The organism is Glutamicibacter sp. TV12E, from assembly GCF_052441935.1.
Classification (GTDB): domain Bacteria; phylum Actinomycetota; class Actinomycetes; order Actinomycetales; family Micrococcaceae; genus Glutamicibacter.
In genome coordinates this window covers 214,512-230,790 of sequence record NZ_JBQVVF010000001.1, presented here as the reverse complement: position 1 = coordinate 230,790, position 16,279 = coordinate 214,512, and the positions used below count along the sequence as shown (strand labels likewise).

General features: G+C 60.6%; 15 protein-coding genes. 4 read left to right on the top strand and 11 right to left on the bottom strand.

The features are described 5' to 3' along the window. Window positions 1-87 precede the first annotated feature (87 nt). The 4 genes from ACT7DV_RS01070 to ACT7DV_RS01055 form a co-directional block, all read right to left on the bottom strand. The gene (locus ACT7DV_RS01070) at window positions 88-1,110 is read right to left on the bottom strand and encodes an LLM class flavin-dependent oxidoreductase (protein WP_444660514.1); all 1,023 of its coding nucleotides are present in this window, start codon (window positions 1,108-1,110) and stop codon (window positions 88-90) included. Window positions 1,111-1,187: 77 nt separating this feature from the next. Then, entirely contained in the window at window positions 1,188-1,517 is a 330-nt protein-coding gene (locus ACT7DV_RS01065; RefSeq protein WP_444660513.1) for a carboxymuconolactone decarboxylase family protein, read from the bottom strand. Window positions 1,518-1,557: 40 nt separating this feature from the next. Continuing rightward, window positions 1,558-2,979, bottom strand: a complete 1,422-nt coding sequence (locus ACT7DV_RS01060) for an MFS transporter (RefSeq protein ID WP_444660512.1) — start codon at window positions 2,977-2,979, stop codon at window positions 1,558-1,560. 745 nt (window positions 2,980-3,724) lie between these two features. Further along, window positions 3,725-3,994, bottom strand: a complete 270-nt coding sequence (locus tag ACT7DV_RS01055) for a helix-turn-helix domain-containing protein (RefSeq protein ID WP_444660511.1) — start codon at window positions 3,992-3,994, stop codon at window positions 3,725-3,727. A gap of 46 nt (window positions 3,995-4,040) precedes the next feature. Here ACT7DV_RS01055 and map point away from each other — a divergent pair, with 46 nt between their 5' ends. Continuing rightward, a complete protein-coding gene (gene map / locus ACT7DV_RS01050; RefSeq protein ID WP_146277960.1) occupies window positions 4,041-4,814 on the top strand; it encodes a type I methionyl aminopeptidase in 774 nt (257 codons plus the stop codon). A 298-nt stretch (window positions 4,815-5,112) separates the two neighbouring features. Here map and ACT7DV_RS01045 read toward each other — a convergent pair whose 3' ends face one another. The 4 genes from ACT7DV_RS01045 to ACT7DV_RS01030 are packed head-to-tail and all read right to left on the bottom strand — an operon-like array spanning window position 5,113 to window position 7,389. Then, a complete protein-coding gene (locus ACT7DV_RS01045) occupies window positions 5,113-5,880 on the bottom strand; it encodes an ABC transporter permease (protein ID WP_444660510.1) in 768 nt (255 codons plus the stop codon). Beyond that, window positions 5,877-6,668 (bottom strand): ABC transporter ATP-binding protein, encoded by a 792-nt coding sequence (locus ACT7DV_RS01040; protein WP_444660509.1) that lies wholly within the window; start codon window positions 6,666-6,668, stop codon window positions 5,877-5,879. Before ACT7DV_RS01040 ends, ACT7DV_RS01045 begins: the two co-directional genes overlap by 4 nt. Window positions 6,669-6,679: 11 nt before the next feature. Next, window positions 6,680-7,042, bottom strand: coding sequence for a DUF1048 domain-containing protein (locus ACT7DV_RS01035; RefSeq protein ID WP_444660508.1), 363 nt, complete (start codon window positions 7,040-7,042; stop codon window positions 6,680-6,682). A 2-nt stretch (window positions 7,043-7,044) separates the two neighbouring features. Beyond that, window positions 7,045-7,389: a PadR family transcriptional regulator gene (locus tag ACT7DV_RS01030; protein WP_444660507.1), complete on the bottom strand. Its 345-nt coding sequence runs from the start codon at window positions 7,387-7,389 to the stop codon at window positions 7,045-7,047. Between the two features lie 212 nt (window positions 7,390-7,601). On the opposite strand from ACT7DV_RS01030, the gene ACT7DV_RS01025 reads away from it, so the two are divergent. Then, entirely contained in the window at window positions 7,602-8,231 is a 630-nt protein-coding gene (locus tag ACT7DV_RS01025) for a maleylpyruvate isomerase family mycothiol-dependent enzyme (protein WP_444660506.1), read from the top strand. 67 nt (window positions 8,232-8,298) lie between these two features. On the opposite strand, the gene ACT7DV_RS01020 is transcribed toward ACT7DV_RS01025, so the two are convergent. From ACT7DV_RS01020 to ACT7DV_RS01010, 3 genes are read right to left on the bottom strand one after another with little or no spacing between them, the layout of a single operon-like run. After that, on the bottom strand, window positions 8,299-10,647 hold the full coding sequence (locus tag ACT7DV_RS01020; protein WP_444660505.1) for a GNAT family N-acetyltransferase: 2,349 nt from the start codon (window positions 10,645-10,647) through the stop codon (window positions 8,299-8,301). Window positions 10,648-10,660: 13 nt separating this feature from the next. Further along, window positions 10,661-12,004, bottom strand: a complete 1,344-nt coding sequence (locus ACT7DV_RS01015; RefSeq protein WP_444660504.1) for a lysine N(6)-hydroxylase/L-ornithine N(5)-oxygenase family protein — start codon at window positions 12,002-12,004, stop codon at window positions 10,661-10,663. Then, window positions 12,004-13,527, bottom strand: a complete 1,524-nt coding sequence (locus ACT7DV_RS01010) for a pyridoxal phosphate-dependent decarboxylase family protein (RefSeq protein ID WP_444660503.1) — start codon at window positions 13,525-13,527, stop codon at window positions 12,004-12,006. Before ACT7DV_RS01010 ends, ACT7DV_RS01015 begins: the two co-directional genes overlap by 1 nt. 326 nt (window positions 13,528-13,853) lie before the next feature. Between ACT7DV_RS01010 and ACT7DV_RS01005 the strand changes: the two genes are divergently transcribed. Next, a complete protein-coding gene (locus ACT7DV_RS01005) occupies window positions 13,854-15,101 on the top strand; it encodes an MFS transporter (RefSeq protein WP_444660502.1) in 1,248 nt (415 codons plus the stop codon). Between the two features lie 43 nt (window positions 15,102-15,144). Continuing rightward, window positions 15,145-16,218: a glycosyltransferase family 4 protein gene (locus ACT7DV_RS01000; protein ID WP_444660501.1), complete on the top strand. Its 1,074-nt coding sequence runs from the start codon at window positions 15,145-15,147 to the stop codon at window positions 16,216-16,218. Window positions 16,219-16,279 lie beyond the last annotated feature (61 nt).

Here is a 16,279-nt window from a genome sequence, read left to right as displayed (position 1 = left end):
TGAAAGTTCAGTTCCTATGGCTCTAGCCTAGTGACCAGCGACCAGCTGGCTTAATAGCCCGGCGAAACGGCGTAACTATTACCGTATTTAGCGCCAGCCGAGTTTCGGGGCGACGTGGGTGAGAATCGACTCGATGACGTGGGCGTTGTACTCGACACCCAGTTGGTTGGGAACGGTCAGCAATAAGGTGTCGGCCTCAGCGATGGCTTCATCTTCGGCCAGCTTCTTGGCCAGTTGATCGGGTTCGCCGGCATAGGACTTGCCGAAGATCGCACGAGTTTTCTCGTCGATGTTGCCGATTTGATCCGAGCTGTATCGGTCGCGGCCAAAATACTGCCAGTCGCGCTCGTCGGTGAGCGCAAAGATGCTTCGGCTCACCGAAACGCGCGGTTCGCGCTCGTGGCCGGCTTCTTTCCAGGCATCGCGGTAGAGCTGGATCTGCTCGGCCTGCTGGACATGGAAGGGCTTTCCGGATTCGTCATCCTTCAGCGTGGAGCTTTGCAGGTTCATGCCCAGTTTGGCGGCCCAGACGGCGGTGGCGTTGGACCCCGAACCCCACCAGATCCTTTCACGCAAAGTCTCCGAATGCGGTTCGATGCGCAACAGGCCCGGCGGGTTGGGGAACATCGGATTGGGGCTAGGCTGGGCGAACCCTTCGCCGGAGAGGACTTGGAGCAGGCGCTCGGTGTGGCGTCGGCCCATATCCGCATCGGACTCGCCGTCGTCCGGTTCGAATCCGAAGTGGCGCCACCCGTCGATGACCTGCTCGGGCGATCCGCGGCTGATGCCCAGCTGCAATCGGCGATTGGAAATCAGGTCGGCTGATCCGGCGTCTTCGGCCATGTACAGGGGATTCTCGTAGCGCATGTCGATCACGCCGGTGCCAATTTCAATGCGATTGGTCCGGGCGCCGATGGCGGCTAATAGCGGGAACGGCGAGGCATATTGCTGAGCGAAGTGGTGCACCCGGAAATAGGCCCCATCCGCGCCGAGCTCTTCGGCGGCGACCGCGAGGTCGATGGCCTGCAGCAGCGCGTCCGAGGCGCTGCGCGTGCCGGACTGGGGATGGTCGGTCCAGTGGCCGAAGGACAAGAATCCGATGTTCTTCATACTTGAGCCAACAAGTAGTTTCGGGAGGTTATTCCACACCGCGGCTCGGCGCGCGCCTTGCAATTGTGCGGAGCCGCTCAGTCGTGCCCGGCAATGGCCCGCATCGCCTTCCATCCGTGGGTCACGCCGCCTCCCGCGCGCAGTGCGGCGGCGACCATGACCGCCTCGGCGACATCTGCCTTGGACGCGCCGGCATCGATGGCGCGCTTGGCGTGGTCCTCGATGCAGTATGGGCATTGGGTGGTTACCGCGACGCCGACGGCGATCAGCTCCCGGGTAGCGAGGTCGAGATTGCCGGTGTCCTTCTTGAATACCGCTTTGTCGAAGCCGAAGAAGGCGCTGACCATTTCAGGGGCGGCCTCTTTGATGTCGGCCATGAAGGCGGCTTCCTCGTGGTGATTGTGCATGGGATTTCCTTTCCATGAGATGGTGCGCGGGCAGCGGGTGCTACCTGGCGGAGATTTTCCGTCCGTCCTGCGCAACAGCAGGACGCGTGCCGAGCGGGAGTACGGCGATCAATGCGGCGGCGAGAAGGACGCAGGCACCGACGAGCAGCGCCGTGCTGTAGCCCTGGACCAGTGCCTGCTCACCTGTGCCGCCGGATCCTGCCGTGGTCGAGGCGGCAATCCCGGCGAGCACCGCAAGGCCCAGGGCGACGCCCAGCTGCTGCGCCGAATTGAGCAGTGCCGAGGCAATCCCTGCCCGGTCTTCGGCGACTCCGTAGACGGTGGCTTGAGTCAGGGCGATGGTGCCCAGTCCGAAGCCGACGGCGATAGCGAGCATGGCAGGGGCCAAGCCCGACCAGTAGGGGGTGTCGACATCGATTCGCGAGAACCAGAGGGTGCCGCCGGCGCCGAGCAGCGCTCCGACAGCGGCGATCCAGCGCGGTGCGATCCCCAGCAGCAGCTTCGGCGCGACGCCTGCACCAAGCACGATGCCCACGGCGAAGGGCAGCCAGGACAGGCCGGTGGCCAGCGGACTGAGCCCGCGGACCTCCTGGAGGTACAGGGTGATGATGTAGAAGGTGCCCATGGGTCCGACCGCCAGGCCCAGCATCGCCAGATAGGCGCTGGACCGGCCGCGATCCTTGAACAGCCCCAGCGGCACCAGCGGGTTGCGGCTCGTTCGCTGGGTGAGCACGAAGGTCAGCAGCAGTGCCAGGGCGGTTCCGATAATCGCATAGGCCGCTGGGTCGGCCAGGCCATGTTCTCCGAAGCGGGTGATTGCATAGACAAGCAGGACCATGCCGGCGGTGCCGAGGACCGCGCCGAGGGCCCCGGGCCGGCCCGGACGCCGCTGCGCTGGCACCAGCGTCCGCGTACCGGCAAGGACGAGCAGGCCGATGGGGACGTTGATGAAGAAGACCCAGCGCCAGCCAAGCAGGTCGGTGAGCACGCCGCCCAGTAGCAGACCCAGGACGATGCCCAACCCGGACATCGCGCCATACAGCGAGAGCGCCTTGTCGCGAAGGGTCCGTTCGGCGAAGGTGGTCGCAATGAGCGCCAAGGCGTTCGGCGCGGCCAGGGCGGCCCCGATGCCCTGCATGGCGCGGGCGGCGATGAGCATCTCGATCGAGGAGGCGAGGCCTCCGGCCAGCGAGGCGGCGGTGAAGATGACGATTCCGGCCTGGAAAGCGCGCCGGCGTCCCCACAGGTCGCCGATGCGTCCGCCCAGCAGCAGCAGCGCGCCGAAGGCGAGCAGGTACGCGTTGACCGCCCAGGGCAGCAAAGTCGCCGGGACCTTGAGCTCGCGCTGGATGCTCGGCAGGGCGATGTTGACGATCGAGTCGTCGAGCACGAGCATCAGTTGCGCCGTGGCAATCACCACCAGCGGCACCGCCGCCCGTCGGGAATTCTTCCTTGATGCCATGCGGCCCTCCTTCATCCTGCGCACTCTGCCAGCGGGCGCGCCCACCGGATCATATACCCCTATGGGGTATTTTCAATATACCCCATGGGGGTATGGGGTGCAAAGTTGGGCTCGTGGATGCCGCCCGCAGCATCGAATGTCGGGCTAGGGCGAGACTGCTTATTCCGGATATTGCCTGATGTGCCAGGTGGAGTTGGCGATGGTCCATGGTTGCCCTGCATGGCGGCAGTGCCGCACTTGTTCCTGCCCGGAAAGGGGCTGTCCCTGGCACCGGGCGCAGCCGTCCTCATCCGCCGCATCGGATGAGGTGCGCTGGAAGGAACTGTTCCGGGGCTATCGGGAGTTCTACTGCTTGCCGGAATCCGAGGAGGCGGTTTCCCGCGCCTGGGGCTGGCTCATGGATCCGGAGCGTGAATGCCGGGCACTGGTGGCCGGGAACGGCGGACGGATCGTGGCTTTGGGTGACTACCGGCGCTTTGCCTGCCCGTCGAAGGGCAACGTGGGGCTGTGGCTGGATGGCCTATTCGCCAGCCCTGAGGCCAGGATGCAACCACAGCCATCTTCGCCAGCTTCGTGGAACTGGCCCGCGCTGAAGGGGCATGGGTGTGCAGATGGATCACTGCCGCGGACAACGCGCGGGTGCAGGCCCACTGCGACCGGGGTACAGCCCTCACCGGGCGGGTGGCTAACGATGATTCGCCGTCCGCCTGATTGCGCAGGGCCCTTGGGTGGGGCGGTGCTGCTGCTAGTGCTGCACCAGGTTCGAGGATCTCTTGGTGGCCACTTCTGACCAGAGTGAATCAAGGGAAAGGCCAAGCACGCAGGCGACAGCCGCGATGGTCGGGAATGCCGGGGTGGCCACGCGTCCGGTTTCGATTTTCCTCAGGGTTTCAGGGGAAAGTCCGGCCGCGAGGGCAACATCGAGGATGGTGCGCTCGCCGCGCGCGCGTCGCAGGATGGATCCAAGGACCTTCCCTTGTTCAAGTTCTTTGGCGGTGAGCGGTAATCTGACCATGAGAAAATTATAGTACCGGTACTATATGACCGGTATAGTTATTGGCATGATTGAAATTCTCACACCTGCAGAAGTTGACCGGGCCCGGGATACCGGGGCGCTGGTCGGAACCATACTTGCGACGCTCAAGCAGCGAGTCAAAGTCGGTACGAACCTGTTGGAGATTGATGCCTGGACCAAGGAGATGATCCTGGAAGCAGGCGCCGAGTCCTGCTACGTGGATTACGCTCCCTCCTTCGGCAACGGCCCGTTCGGGCACTATATCTGCACCGGAGTCAATGATGCTGTGCTGCACGGCCTGCCCCGCGACTACGCCTTGGCGGAGGGAGATCTGCTGAGCTTGGACTTGGCCATCAAGCTGCGCGGATTTGCGGCGGATGCAGCGATCAGCTTTGTTGTGGGTTCCGAGGGAACTGCCGAAGACCGGAAACTGATCGAAACCACCCAGCGCGCACTGGCGGCAGGCATTGCAGCGGCTTCACCGGAGGCAAAGATCGGCGATCTTTCCTACGCAATGGGGGCGGTGCTCAAAGCCGCTGGCTACAAGGTGAACCTCGAATTCGGCGGTCATGGCATTGGTTCGACCATGCACCAGGACCCGCATGTTTCCAACGACGGCCGCCCTGGCCGAGGCTACAAGCTGCGTGCCGGGCTGTTGCTGGCATTGGAACCATGGGTCATGACGAATACCAACAAGCTCATCATGGACAAGGATGGATGGACATTGCGCAGCTCCACTGGATGCCGGACCGCACATACCGAACACACTATCGCCATCACCGAAACCGGCGCAGAAATTCTGACCCTGCCTCGCGCCTAGATCCACCAGGCCTTAGGGTCCTGGGGTGTACTTGCCGCGCGGGACGCAGTGCCGCTTCGCTTGTCGCTAGTCGGATTGTGCCCATGGGCATCTGTGCGGGAACCTCTTAGCTGTTGGCCTTTGCAGCTGATGTCGGATGGCGCTGCGCCTATATGGGGCTGGCAGGCCATGAGCAAGCACCGGACCGGTGCGAGCGGCAATGTTCGCGAAGAGCCACTGTGCACAGCATTGCCCCATTCAGCGGCCCTTATTGCGCCCTCGACCGGCGGGTTGGCGTTCCACCGGCTATTGAATTTCCTTAGCTGGAGATTTTGGTTCGAAAGGCACGCGTCGCTGCGCCCCAGCTCAGTAATGCGATGGCAATGAGCCAAGCCAAGGCGATCGGGAGATTGGTTCCCACTGCCTCCTGCGCCAGCAGGGCTCGGAGGGACTCGACGATTGCGGTGATCGGCTGATGCTCGGCAAACCATGCCCCCGGAGCTGGCATGGAATCGGTGGGCACGAATGCTGATGAGATAAAGGGCAGGAAGATGAGCGGATAGCTGAAGGCACTTGCTCCATCAACGGATTTTGCACTGAGCCCTGCAAGGACTGCAATCCAAGTCATCGACAAAGTGACGAGGCACAGCAATCCAATGACCGCCAGCCACTGGGCGAACGAGGCGCTCGTGCGAAACCCCATGATGAGAGCTACGGCCAGAACCAAAGCCATCGAGACCAAGTTGGATATCAAGGACGTAGCCACATGGCTCCACAATACGCTTGAGCGCGAGATGGGCATGGCGCGCAGTCGCTGGACCAACCCGTCACGCACGTCGAGAAATAGCCGGTATGAAGTGTAGGCAACACCTGAGGCGATCGTGATAATCAGGATTCCAGGCAGCAGGTAATTCACGTAGGGCTCGGTGGTTTGCGTGTTAATAGCACCGCCGAAGACGTAGACAAACAGCAGCAGCATGGCAATCGGTGTCACCGCGGTGGTGATGATGGTGTCGGGGCTGCGCAAGATGTGGCGCATTGAGCGGCCGGTGAGAATTCGGGTTTCGTACAAGGACGCGATGCTCATGATGCGCTCCGCTCTGGCCGCGGTGCGCGGCTGATGAGCTCGAGGAAAATCTCCTCAAGCGTGGGTTTTTTGGTGATCAGCTCCGTTGGTGCTGGCGGAAGCAGTGCTTGAAGCTGGGGGAGTGTTCCTTGATGGATGATCGATCCCTCGTGCAGGATTGCAATCCAGTCCGCCAGGGCCTCGGCTTCATCGAGGTACTGCGTGGTGAGCAGGATGGTTGTTCCGCCCGCCGCCAAGTTGCGGATGGATTCCCAGGTTTCGCGACGTGCCTGCGGATCCAGCCCGGTGGTTGGCTCATCGAGGAGGATGAGATCGGGGGAGCCGATAAGGCTCATGGCGATATCCAGCCTTCGCCGCATGCCACCAGAGTAGGTGCCAGCTGGCCGGTTCGAGGCCTCGGTGAGGCCAAAGCGTTCCAGCAGCGCGTCGGCGGCGGCCGTCGCGTCTGGTACCCGACGCAGCCGGGCGATGAGGATGAGGTTTTCGCGACCTGTAAGAACATCATCGACCGCTGCGAACTGCCCGGTCAGGCTGATGGACTTGCGTACTTTCCCCGGGGATTTGGAAATATCGTTCCCGCAGACTTTGATCGACCCTGAATCTGCGGGAAGCAGGGTCGCGAGAATGCGTACAAGAGTGGTTTTCCCGGCGCCGTTGGAACCTAGCAAGGCAAAAATGCTGCCTGTTGGGACGGAAAATTCAACTCCCTCAAGGACCTGGTGGTCCTTGAATGATTTGGCCAATCCATGGACCTCGACAGCGGGATTCTCCGCGAGGGTTGCGTTCATGATCATTCACCTCAGGTGTCTTGTTCGGCTTCGTTGATGGTTTCTGCCAAACGCTTGCGTTCCTTGTCGGTCCAGCGCTGGCCGCCGTAGGCAGATGCGAAATCGTCGGCAAAATCAGCAGGCTCGCTTCCTGTGATTTCACGCAAGGCGGTGCCATTTGCGGCCGCCTGTTCAAATAGATCCGCGAGGTCGGTGAACATCGTGACCATGGTGTCCCCATCGGTGATCCCGCTTTGGGCCAGCAGGTATCGATGGATGCCCAGAGCAGCCTTGGCATAGGGCTGGGGCAATGACTTGAGGCGAGTGCTCTGTTCCTTGTACTGCTTCTTTTGATCCAGGGAGCCGGTGATGTTTTCAATCCATTTGGCGGTCATGATTATTTACTTTCGTCGTTGCTGTCGGGTTGGGGCAGGGCATTGATGCGGGAGACTAATTCGTTCCAGGTAGCCCAAAAGTCGGAGAGCTGCTGTTGGCCGGTGTCGTTCAAGGTGAAGACCTTGCGTGGCGGCCCCTTTTCGGAGGGCACCTTTTCAACTGAAACCAATTTCTTCTGCTCGATGCGCACCAGGAGCGCATAAATGGTTCCTTCAGCGAGATCTGTGAAACCGCGATCCCGCAATCCGGTGGTGATCTCGTAGCCGTAGGCCGGACGTTCGGCCAAGATGGCCAAGACGATCCCTTCCAGGGTTCCTTTGAGCATCTCGGTCATTTGTGATGCCATTGCGAACCTCCTATCTACTTAGTGTTATTGAGTACAAGTAGATAGTAGAACTAAGTAGCAGTATATAGCAACACTTAGTACCAAGAATTTTTTGCAACTGCCTGGAGCGCGCCTCCAAAGACCGGCGTGACAGGCGCAAATCAAAAACGCTGCAAGAACAACCCGGTCGGTAGGGTAGGGAAACAGGCAACCACCGAGGAGAAAGCCACCGCATGCAATCCACACAGCTTTGGGAATTGGTGAGAAGCGAGCGCCAGAGGCTTTCGCTGCTCTTGAATGACCTCGACCCGGACCAGTGGCAAACCACAACGTTGAGCCAGGCCTGGGGCGTTCGCCATGTAACCGCGCACCTCGCGGCGGCAGGTTCAACCGGGACGGGCCAATGGCTGCTGAATATGGTGCTCAGCGGATTTAATACTGATCGGCACAACGATCGGCTCTTGAAAAAATATTGGGGAACCTCGGCAAGGCAAACCCTGGAAAACTTCGATAGATCTTGCGTTCAATCCAGGGCGGTTTTCAATTCGGTGCCGGGCTTGCTGGGAGAAATCGTGGTCCACGGCCAGGACATTGCCGTCGCGCTGGGCCTGAATCTGGAACCAGACCCTGCCGCGGTTCGTGAAGTTGCCCGGTTCTATTCCACGAAGGATTTTGCCGTTAACAGCAGAACTTTGATCAAAGGCCTCAAGCTCGTCGCCACGGACGACTCCTTTACTGCCGGGCACGGAGCGGTAGTGCGCGGCAAGCTATTGGACCTGGTGATGGTTATGGCAGGCAGGCCAGCATTCCTGCAGCAGCTGGACGGCGAGGCAGTTGAAGAACTCCGCTTGAGGCTTCAATGAGGTCGGGAGCGCAAAAGGCATCGCGCCGCACGAATACTGTGCGACGCGATGCAAATTTTGATGAGCGCTAGTTGGCGGCGAGCACTGCAAACGCCAACGGGTTCTCCAGGTCGCCGGCGTAGAGCAGGCCGCCGGACTGGTCGGTCAGATCCAGCATTTGCTGGTTGTTGCGAAGCTGCAATCGGTTCAGGCAAGAGAGCGGGAACGATTTTTCAAAGAGCCCCAGCTCGTCAAAGCGCTGCGCAAATTCAGGATGCTCGGCACGGTAATCCAGCAGTCGTTCAACCACGATCTTCCAGAAGTCCTGTTCGGGCAGGATGCCTTCGATATCCAGCAGCGGTGCCAGGAAGCGGAAGAAGGAATCGAATACGTCGGTGAAGACCGAGAGAACCGGATCTCCACCGGTGCGTACCCGGCGGATTTCTTCTGGCAACTGGACCCGGTCGGAAAGCACCGCAATTTCTTCGCCGAGATCCTTGAGCAGCACCTTCTTCACTGCGCCGTTCTCCAGGATCATGATCACGTTCTCGCCGTGCGGCATGAAGACCAGATCGTAGGCGGCCAAGCAGTGCACCAAAGGCACCAGATAGGCGTCGAAGTATTGGGCCAGCCATTGGGCAGGGTCCAAACCGCTGCGCCGGATCAGCGCCGCGGCGAAGGACTTGCCCTGTGAATCCACATGCAAGAGGCTGGCCATGGTGGCCAGGGTCTGGTCCTCTTCCAGTAGGTTGATCGGCGATTCACGCCAAAGGGCAGCGAGCATTTTGCGTTGCGCTGCGCTCTTGTCGGTCGCCGCTTCGAACTGCGGATTGCGGTAGCCAACGGCCGCAATTTCCCGCAGCAGGGCAACCGGCTGGGTAGAGAGCACCGGATCGCTCTCGAACAGTTCGCCCAGCCACTGGTTGATGGCCGGAGTGACCTTCATGTATTCAGCGCTCAGGCCGCGCATGAAGCCCATATTCAATATGGACATCGCGGTCTTGACGTAGTGGCGCGTCGGATCGGAAAGATTGAAGAAGGTGCGGATCGACTGCTGCGCCTGGTATTCGTCGTCGCTGGTGCCAAGCCAGATCAGCTGCTTGCGGGCAATGTCGTTGGCGAAGGTGATGGATAGGCGGTTTTCCCATTGCCATGGGTGCACCGGGATGAACAGGTAGTCTTCGGCGCAGTAGCCAGTGCCGAACAATGCCCGGTCCAGCGCCTGCTCCAGCTGTTCGCGTTCGCCGGCGTGCAGCTGGCTGTCAAGCAGCGAATCGTAATCCAGGGTGTCGATGGAGTCGAACTGGGCACGGGATTTGTGCGCGGCCGCCCACCCGAGGTTCAGGGCCGCGCCGGTTTCCGGCGCATAGCGCAGGTAGTCGCTGCGGCCCACGCCCATGCGTCCATTATTCGCCACGAAGCACGGGTGGCCTTCGGTCATGGAGGATTCGACGAGCTGGAAGGACTGTGCCGCGGTGCCTGGGAACTGCGCCAGGGCGGCGGAGTCGTGAGTGGCATGAACCTGCTTGTAGCAATGGCTGGAGAGTGTTGAAGACAGCTCTTCCAAGTAGGTGGGCAACTGAGTCTCGGAGAGCGTCAGCTCGCGATAGAAGCGCGTCACGAAGTCGATGGCATCCACTTCTGCTGGCTGCCAGTGCCCGTCGATGAGTTCCTGGTGCTCCAGGCTGCCTGGATCCACCAGCCAGTGATTGAGCTGGAACTTGCGTGCGGCAAAGAGATAGCGGTGTCCATCCTTCTGCACCAAGTAGCTGCCCTCGCCCAGATCGGCGGGCTCCAGCAAGCGTTCGTGGGAGAACTCGCCCAGTGCTTTGGCCAGCACATGGCGATTGGCGATGTCCCAGCGCTGGGGGGAGAGGAAGGAGGACTCAAGGCGCTGGCCGGTCGCGGTCTCAAAATCATTGCGGGTGCAGATCGAGAGCAGCGCCTGCTTGATCGATCCATCGTGCTCGGCTAGCTCAATTGGGCGGATTGGGGTGAAACCGACGCGGGCGTTGAGCGCATGGATGGCCTTGTTGCGCAGATCTGGTTCAACGATGATCCGCTCGATGCCGGGCCGGGCGAATGCATGATTCACCGCGGCGGTCATCGCTTCAAGGGTGAATCCTGGCTGCGGGTGATCGCTGGCCGGGGCGAGGAAATGCAGGCCGCGATCACCGCGGACGTAATTGTAGGCCGCGGCCAGTGGCGAGGTGGCCGGGTTGTACAGCTCGACCAGGAAGCGGGCGGCCCCGGAGCCATCGAGTCCGAGGAGGACTTCGTAGTCTTCGGTGGCCAGCAACGAGCTGTATTCGGCGGCAATTTCTGTTTCGGTCGCGGTGGGCATGCCCCAGAAAGCGGCGTGCTCGGTGGCGATCCAGGAGTGCAGCAAAGCGGTGTCCTGTGGCAGTTCGACAGAACGGAAGGTAAAGGTGCTCATTAAGTGTGTGTCCTTAGGCATGCGAGGTGGCAGGGATAGCGGTAGGCAGCCCGGTCAGTTCCGCGGCGCCGAATTCCTGGAAGGCGATGCGTTCTTCAACGGGGTAGATTTCGCGCCCGGCAATCCGGTTGATGATCACCGAATTGCGGTAGGCGCCCATGCCAAGGTCCGGTGCGGTGAAGCCATGGGTATGCAGTTCGGCGTTTTGCACGAAGATGTCCTGGCCCAGGCCGATCGAGTATTCGCGGTCCACGTTGAACCGGCCATCGGCCAGGTAGTCGATGCGCTGGGCGATCCCGCCGAGGAAGTCCGGAACACCTGCCCGGTAACCGGTGGCCATCACCAGATCATCGACGACGAAGTCCAAGTCCTGTTCGGTGCGGTCATGGCGCAGGCTGACCGAGATGCCCTGGTCTGCAGCGGTGATGCTGGTGGCCGCGCAACCGGTGCGCAGGTGGACGTTGGCGGCCTGGCTGATGCTGCGTTCGTAGAGTTCCTCGTGGATCTCGTTGATCAAATCCGCATTAATGCCCTTGTACAGGCCCTTTTGGTCGGCGGAGAGCTCGTCGCGCTTGGCCATCGGCAGTGCGTGGAAGTGGTCGATATATTCTGGTGACGTCATTTCCAAGGTGAGTTTGGTGTATTCCAGCGGGAAGTAGCGCTCCGAGCGGGTAGCCCAGATCAGGTGGTCTTCCGCCTCCAGGCTGCGCAGCAGATCCAGGAAGATTTCAGCGGCGCTTTGCCCGCTGCCTAGAACGCAGGTGACCTTTGCCCGGGTGGCCTCGCTCGAAGCCAAGAGCGCATCACGCTGGAAGAGGTAGTTGCTCGAATGCACCACCTTGCCGGTGTTCATGGCCTCGTCGCTGATGACCGGAGGGAGGTAGGGCTGGGTGCCGGTGCCAAGCACCAGTTTCTGCGCGGTGAAGTGGCTCATTCCGGCCTCGGTGAGCACCGAGAGGTGGTACAGGCCCTCGCGGTATTCGGCCTCGAGCACCCGGTGCCCAAAACGCACGCTCTGAATGCTTTCGGCAGCCCAGGCCAAGTAGTTGGAGTACTCCTGGCGCAGCGCGTAGAAGTCTTCGCGGATGTAAAACGGGTAGATGCGCTGCTGGCGCTTCAAGTAATTCAGGAACGAATACTTGTTGGTGGGGTCGGCCAGGGTGACCAGGTCCGCCATGAAGGGGACCTGCAGATGCGTTCCGGGAAGCATCATCCCCGGGTGCCAGACGAACTTTTCAGCCGCGTCGAGGACCGCGACCTTCAGGTCCTCGATGCCCTCGGTCAGGGCGGCAAAACCCAGGTTGAAGGGGCCTGCCCCGATGGCGATGACGTCGAAGTGCTCGCTAGGTTGATTCATTATTTGTCTCCGGTGGTGCGTTCGGCAAGAATTTCGGTCCCGATGCGGCAGATGGCATCGAGGATTTCGCTGATGTCGGCCAGCGTCGTGTTCGGGTTGAGCAGGGTGAGCTTGAGCAGGCGCTTTCCGGCCACCGTGGTGGCCGCGATCATTGCTTCGCCACTGGAGTACAGGCGGTGGCGGATCTGGTTGGCCAGGGCGTTATGCTCGGCCAGCTCCAACCGGTGCTCTGGGTCCTCGAATGAGAAGACCAGGGTGCTTAGCTGGACATCTGCCACCAAATGGAGCTGGGCGCGCATCGCCACTTCTTGTTGTGCATCTTCGGCCAGTGCGATGACCTGATCGAACATTTCGCCCAGCCGAGAGGCTCCGAGCGTGCGCAGCGTGACCCACAATTTCAGCGCGTCGAATCGGCGCGTGGTCTGCAGGGATTTTGATACCTGATTGGGGGTGGCGGCGGCCTCGGCGGCCGGGTTCAGGTATTCGGCGTAGTGCGCGATGGACTCGAAGCTTGAACCTGAACGGACGACCAGGGCGCTGGAGCCGATGGGCTGGAAGAAGGACTTGTGGTAGTCCACGGTGACCGAGTCAGCCTGCTCAATTCCATCAAGGCGGTGGCGGTGCCGGTTCGAAACGAGCAATCCGCAGCCGTAGGCCGCATCAACATGCAGCCAGGCCCCGACCTCGGTGGCGATTGCCCGCAGCTGGTTCAGCGGATCGATGGCGCCGAAGTCGGTGGTGCCGCTGGTGGCCGATATGGCCATGGGGACAAGGCCTGCGTTGAGGTCTTCGGCCAGTCGGCTGCGCAGCTCCTGGGCATCCATGCGGTGCTGGGCATCGGTAGGGATGGCAACAGCCGCTTCGTAGCCCATTCCCAGAAGCATGGCGGCGTTGCGGATCGAGAAGTGCGCGTCTTCGGAGCAGTAGATCCGCAGCTTGGCCAGGCGTTCGGGCAGGGAACCCTGGAGCTTGGCCGTCGCAGTGTTCCGCGCGATGAGCATGGCCTGCAAGTTTGACTGGGTGCCACCGGATGTGAAGATCCCGTCGGCCTTGCCAGGATCAAAACCAATGAGCTCGGCAGTGAAGCCGATAAGTTTGCGTTCGATCAAGGTGGCGCCGGCGCTCTGGTCGAAGGTGTCCATCGACGTATTGACGCTGGTGACGAAGTTTTCGGCAACGACGGCGGGGATGGCAACGGGGCAGTTCAGGTGAGCTGCGTACTTCGTGTCGTGGAAGTAGACCGCGTCGCTGAGGTAGAGATCATTGAGTTCACTGAAGGACTGTTCCGTTGAACCCAGCGGCGAGCGCAGATCGACGTGGATGATCTTGGCCGCCATCTGCTGCGGGCTCGGCCCGGTAGTGGGGGCGTTGACGGTTGCGAACTTGTCGGCAACGAGGGACACCGCGCGATATGAAGCCTCTTCGTAGGCGCCTGCGGTGTCCGCGCAGAGCAGCGCATCGTCGTAGAGCGGGAGTGGGACATCAGGGATTTGCAGGGTAGGTAGTGAGGCACCCAAGAGCATGCTCCTCAGATAGAGTCAATAGATATTTGGTCAGGCTCACCTAACAAGAATCTATTAACAACACAAAGCAATTAGTTAATGCAAGCCGAGAAACTCAACTTTTGAATGGATGAGATTTTTTAGACATTTTGCGGTACGCCCTGCAGCTCTTGTGGTAGATTGCCTGCTGACCTGAAGTTTGAAGGTTCAAATTTTATTGGCGAGCGCGGCGAAGCGGAGTGAAATCCTCTGGTTTGCCAATTTGTGAAGTAACGCTAATCGTTCGATTGCAAATTGCGGGCAATTCTATATGCTCAAGCAGTTAGAGCAAGGGAGAATAAGCCGCAATGGATGAGCCCGAACAGCATGTGCAGAGCCAGCGTTATCTGGTGGGCTCGAATGCCACCGACGCTGCTGGGCGCACGCTGACCGACATCACCATTGACCTGCTCTTTGTCGGAGCCTTGGGCGCAACAGCCATGCAGATGGGGCTGCTGAACACGCTCGGATCGTTCGCTTTCGTTTTTGCCAGCATCCCGGCCGGTCACCTTGTTGATAAAAGCTCGGCGCTGAAGGTATTGCGCATCGGCATGACGGGAAAACTTGCTGTCCTGTCATGTCTCGCGGTGCTCGCGATCAGTGGCGCATTGAACATTGCCATGGGACTGGTGCTGTGCACGCTATTGGGAATCTGCAACGTCTTTTCGGAGACGGCGCAAACTTCGGCAGTGCCCAGAATGATTGGCGACGACTCCGAATCGCGGACCCTGGGCATCAGCAAGCTCATCGCCCGGCTGAGCGCCGCGGACCAAAGCATGACGGTGATTATTCCAGCGCTCGCCGGTACCGGCTTTGCCCTATTTGGTGCGCCAGCACTGCTCAGTGCCGCCGCGGCCCTGTGCGCCTTGGCGTTGATGATGGCGTGGAGAATTCGCGACTATCGCGACAATCAAAGGGCCGATTCGGTTCGAGGCGAAAGTGCCAGTTCCGGCTCAATGCTGGCTGGCCTTCGCTACCTGGTCGCGAACCGGCAACTGCTCGCCGCCACTGTTGCCGTGGCCTTGTCTAATCTCGGCCTGGCCATCGGGTCATCCGTGGAAGCGATCTTTGTCATCAACGACCTCGGCTATGGCGAAGCGGGGTTCGGGCTTTATGCTTCGATCTCGGGTGCAGGCGGGCTCATCGGAGCGCTCGTGGCCAGCAGGATCAGCGGAAAGTTTGCATCACCTGCCCTGCTGCTGTGCACCGGACTTGCCCAAATAGTGTTGGCCTCGATGGTGCTGGCCGCGTCGTTTACGAGCGACGCGTGGAGCATCGGATTGCTGGGTGTTCATGCGTTGGGGTGGGGGAGTGCTGCTCTGATCCTCAACGTCTCTGCTTCGTCATGGCTAGTTGAAATTGTGCCCGAACACGTGCTGGGACGGGTGCTCAGCGCTCGCCGGCTTTTGACCTTCGGCACGGTTCCCGTCGGCAGCATGCTCGGTGGGGCCTTGGGAACCGCCGCAGGAACACAAGCTGCGCTGGCCGCCTGGGTGATCGCGAGCGTGCTCGCGGTGCTCGGTTTTGCGATCCTGCGCGACGCATCGAACGGCTAGGCTGGAAGGTATTGGATCCGAGAAACCTAAGGCAACTGCGCACGTGAAACTTGTTATCGACGCACGATATACCCGCATTACCCACCATGACGGAATCAGCCGCTATACGGCTGGGCTGATTGCAGCCACCAGCAAGTTGGCCGATGTCACCATGCTCATAAACGACACCCGCCAGCTGGCCATGCTTCCCGATGTGCCCTACCTGAAGATCTCAGCTCCGACCAGTGTCCTCGAGCCATTTGTCGCCTTGCAGATCAACAAGCTCGATGCCGACGTGGTGTTTTCGCCCATGCAAACCATGGGGACCCTGGGTCGAAAATTCCCGGTCATCTTGACGCTTCATGACTTGATTTACTACGCGCATCCGCACGCGCCAAAATTCCTGCCTTTGCCGATCCGTATCGGATGGTTCCTGTTTCACCAGGTCTACTGGCCGCAGCGGCTTCTGTTGAATCGAGCCGACGCGGTGGCGACCGTCTCGAATACGACTGCTGGTCTCATGCGCAAGCATCGTCTGACCAGGCAGCGCATCGGCCTGGTGTCCAATGCGCCGACGGGTGACTTCGCGCGGCGGGATCCAAGCGCGAAACCCAAGAAGACCCTGCTCTATATGGGGTCCTTCATGGAATACAAGAACGTCGAGACTTTGGTGCGGGCCATGGCCTACCTGCCGGAGCATGAGCTGCACTTGCTCAGCGGGATCAAAGAACCGCGTCGCCAGGAGCTAATGGAACTGATTCCAGATGGAGCGGCTGTCGTGTTCCACGATGGAGTTAGCGACCAGGAATATGAGCAGATGCTCAGCGAGTGCACCGCGTTGGTCACGCTCTCGCGCGAAGAAGGCTATGGGCTGCCGTTGGTGGAAGCCATGAGCATGGGAACACCTGTGGTTGTCACCGACATGCCGATCTTCAGGGAAGTTGCCGAAGGCGCGGCGCTTTATGCCTCGCCAGATGATGCGGGAGGATTCGCAGAACAGGTGCGCACATTGGATGAGTCCGCCACCTGGATGGAGTACTCTCAGCGCGCAGTTCAACGCGCCGAGCACTACTCGTGGGAACGCTCTGCACAACAATTGCTGGATCTCGCGAAGTATGTGTCAGATCACAGGAAATAGATTCTTGACTCAACCCGTGCGGCAAAGGATTCAGGCAGAGTGAAGCGCGGAAAATTGGCGT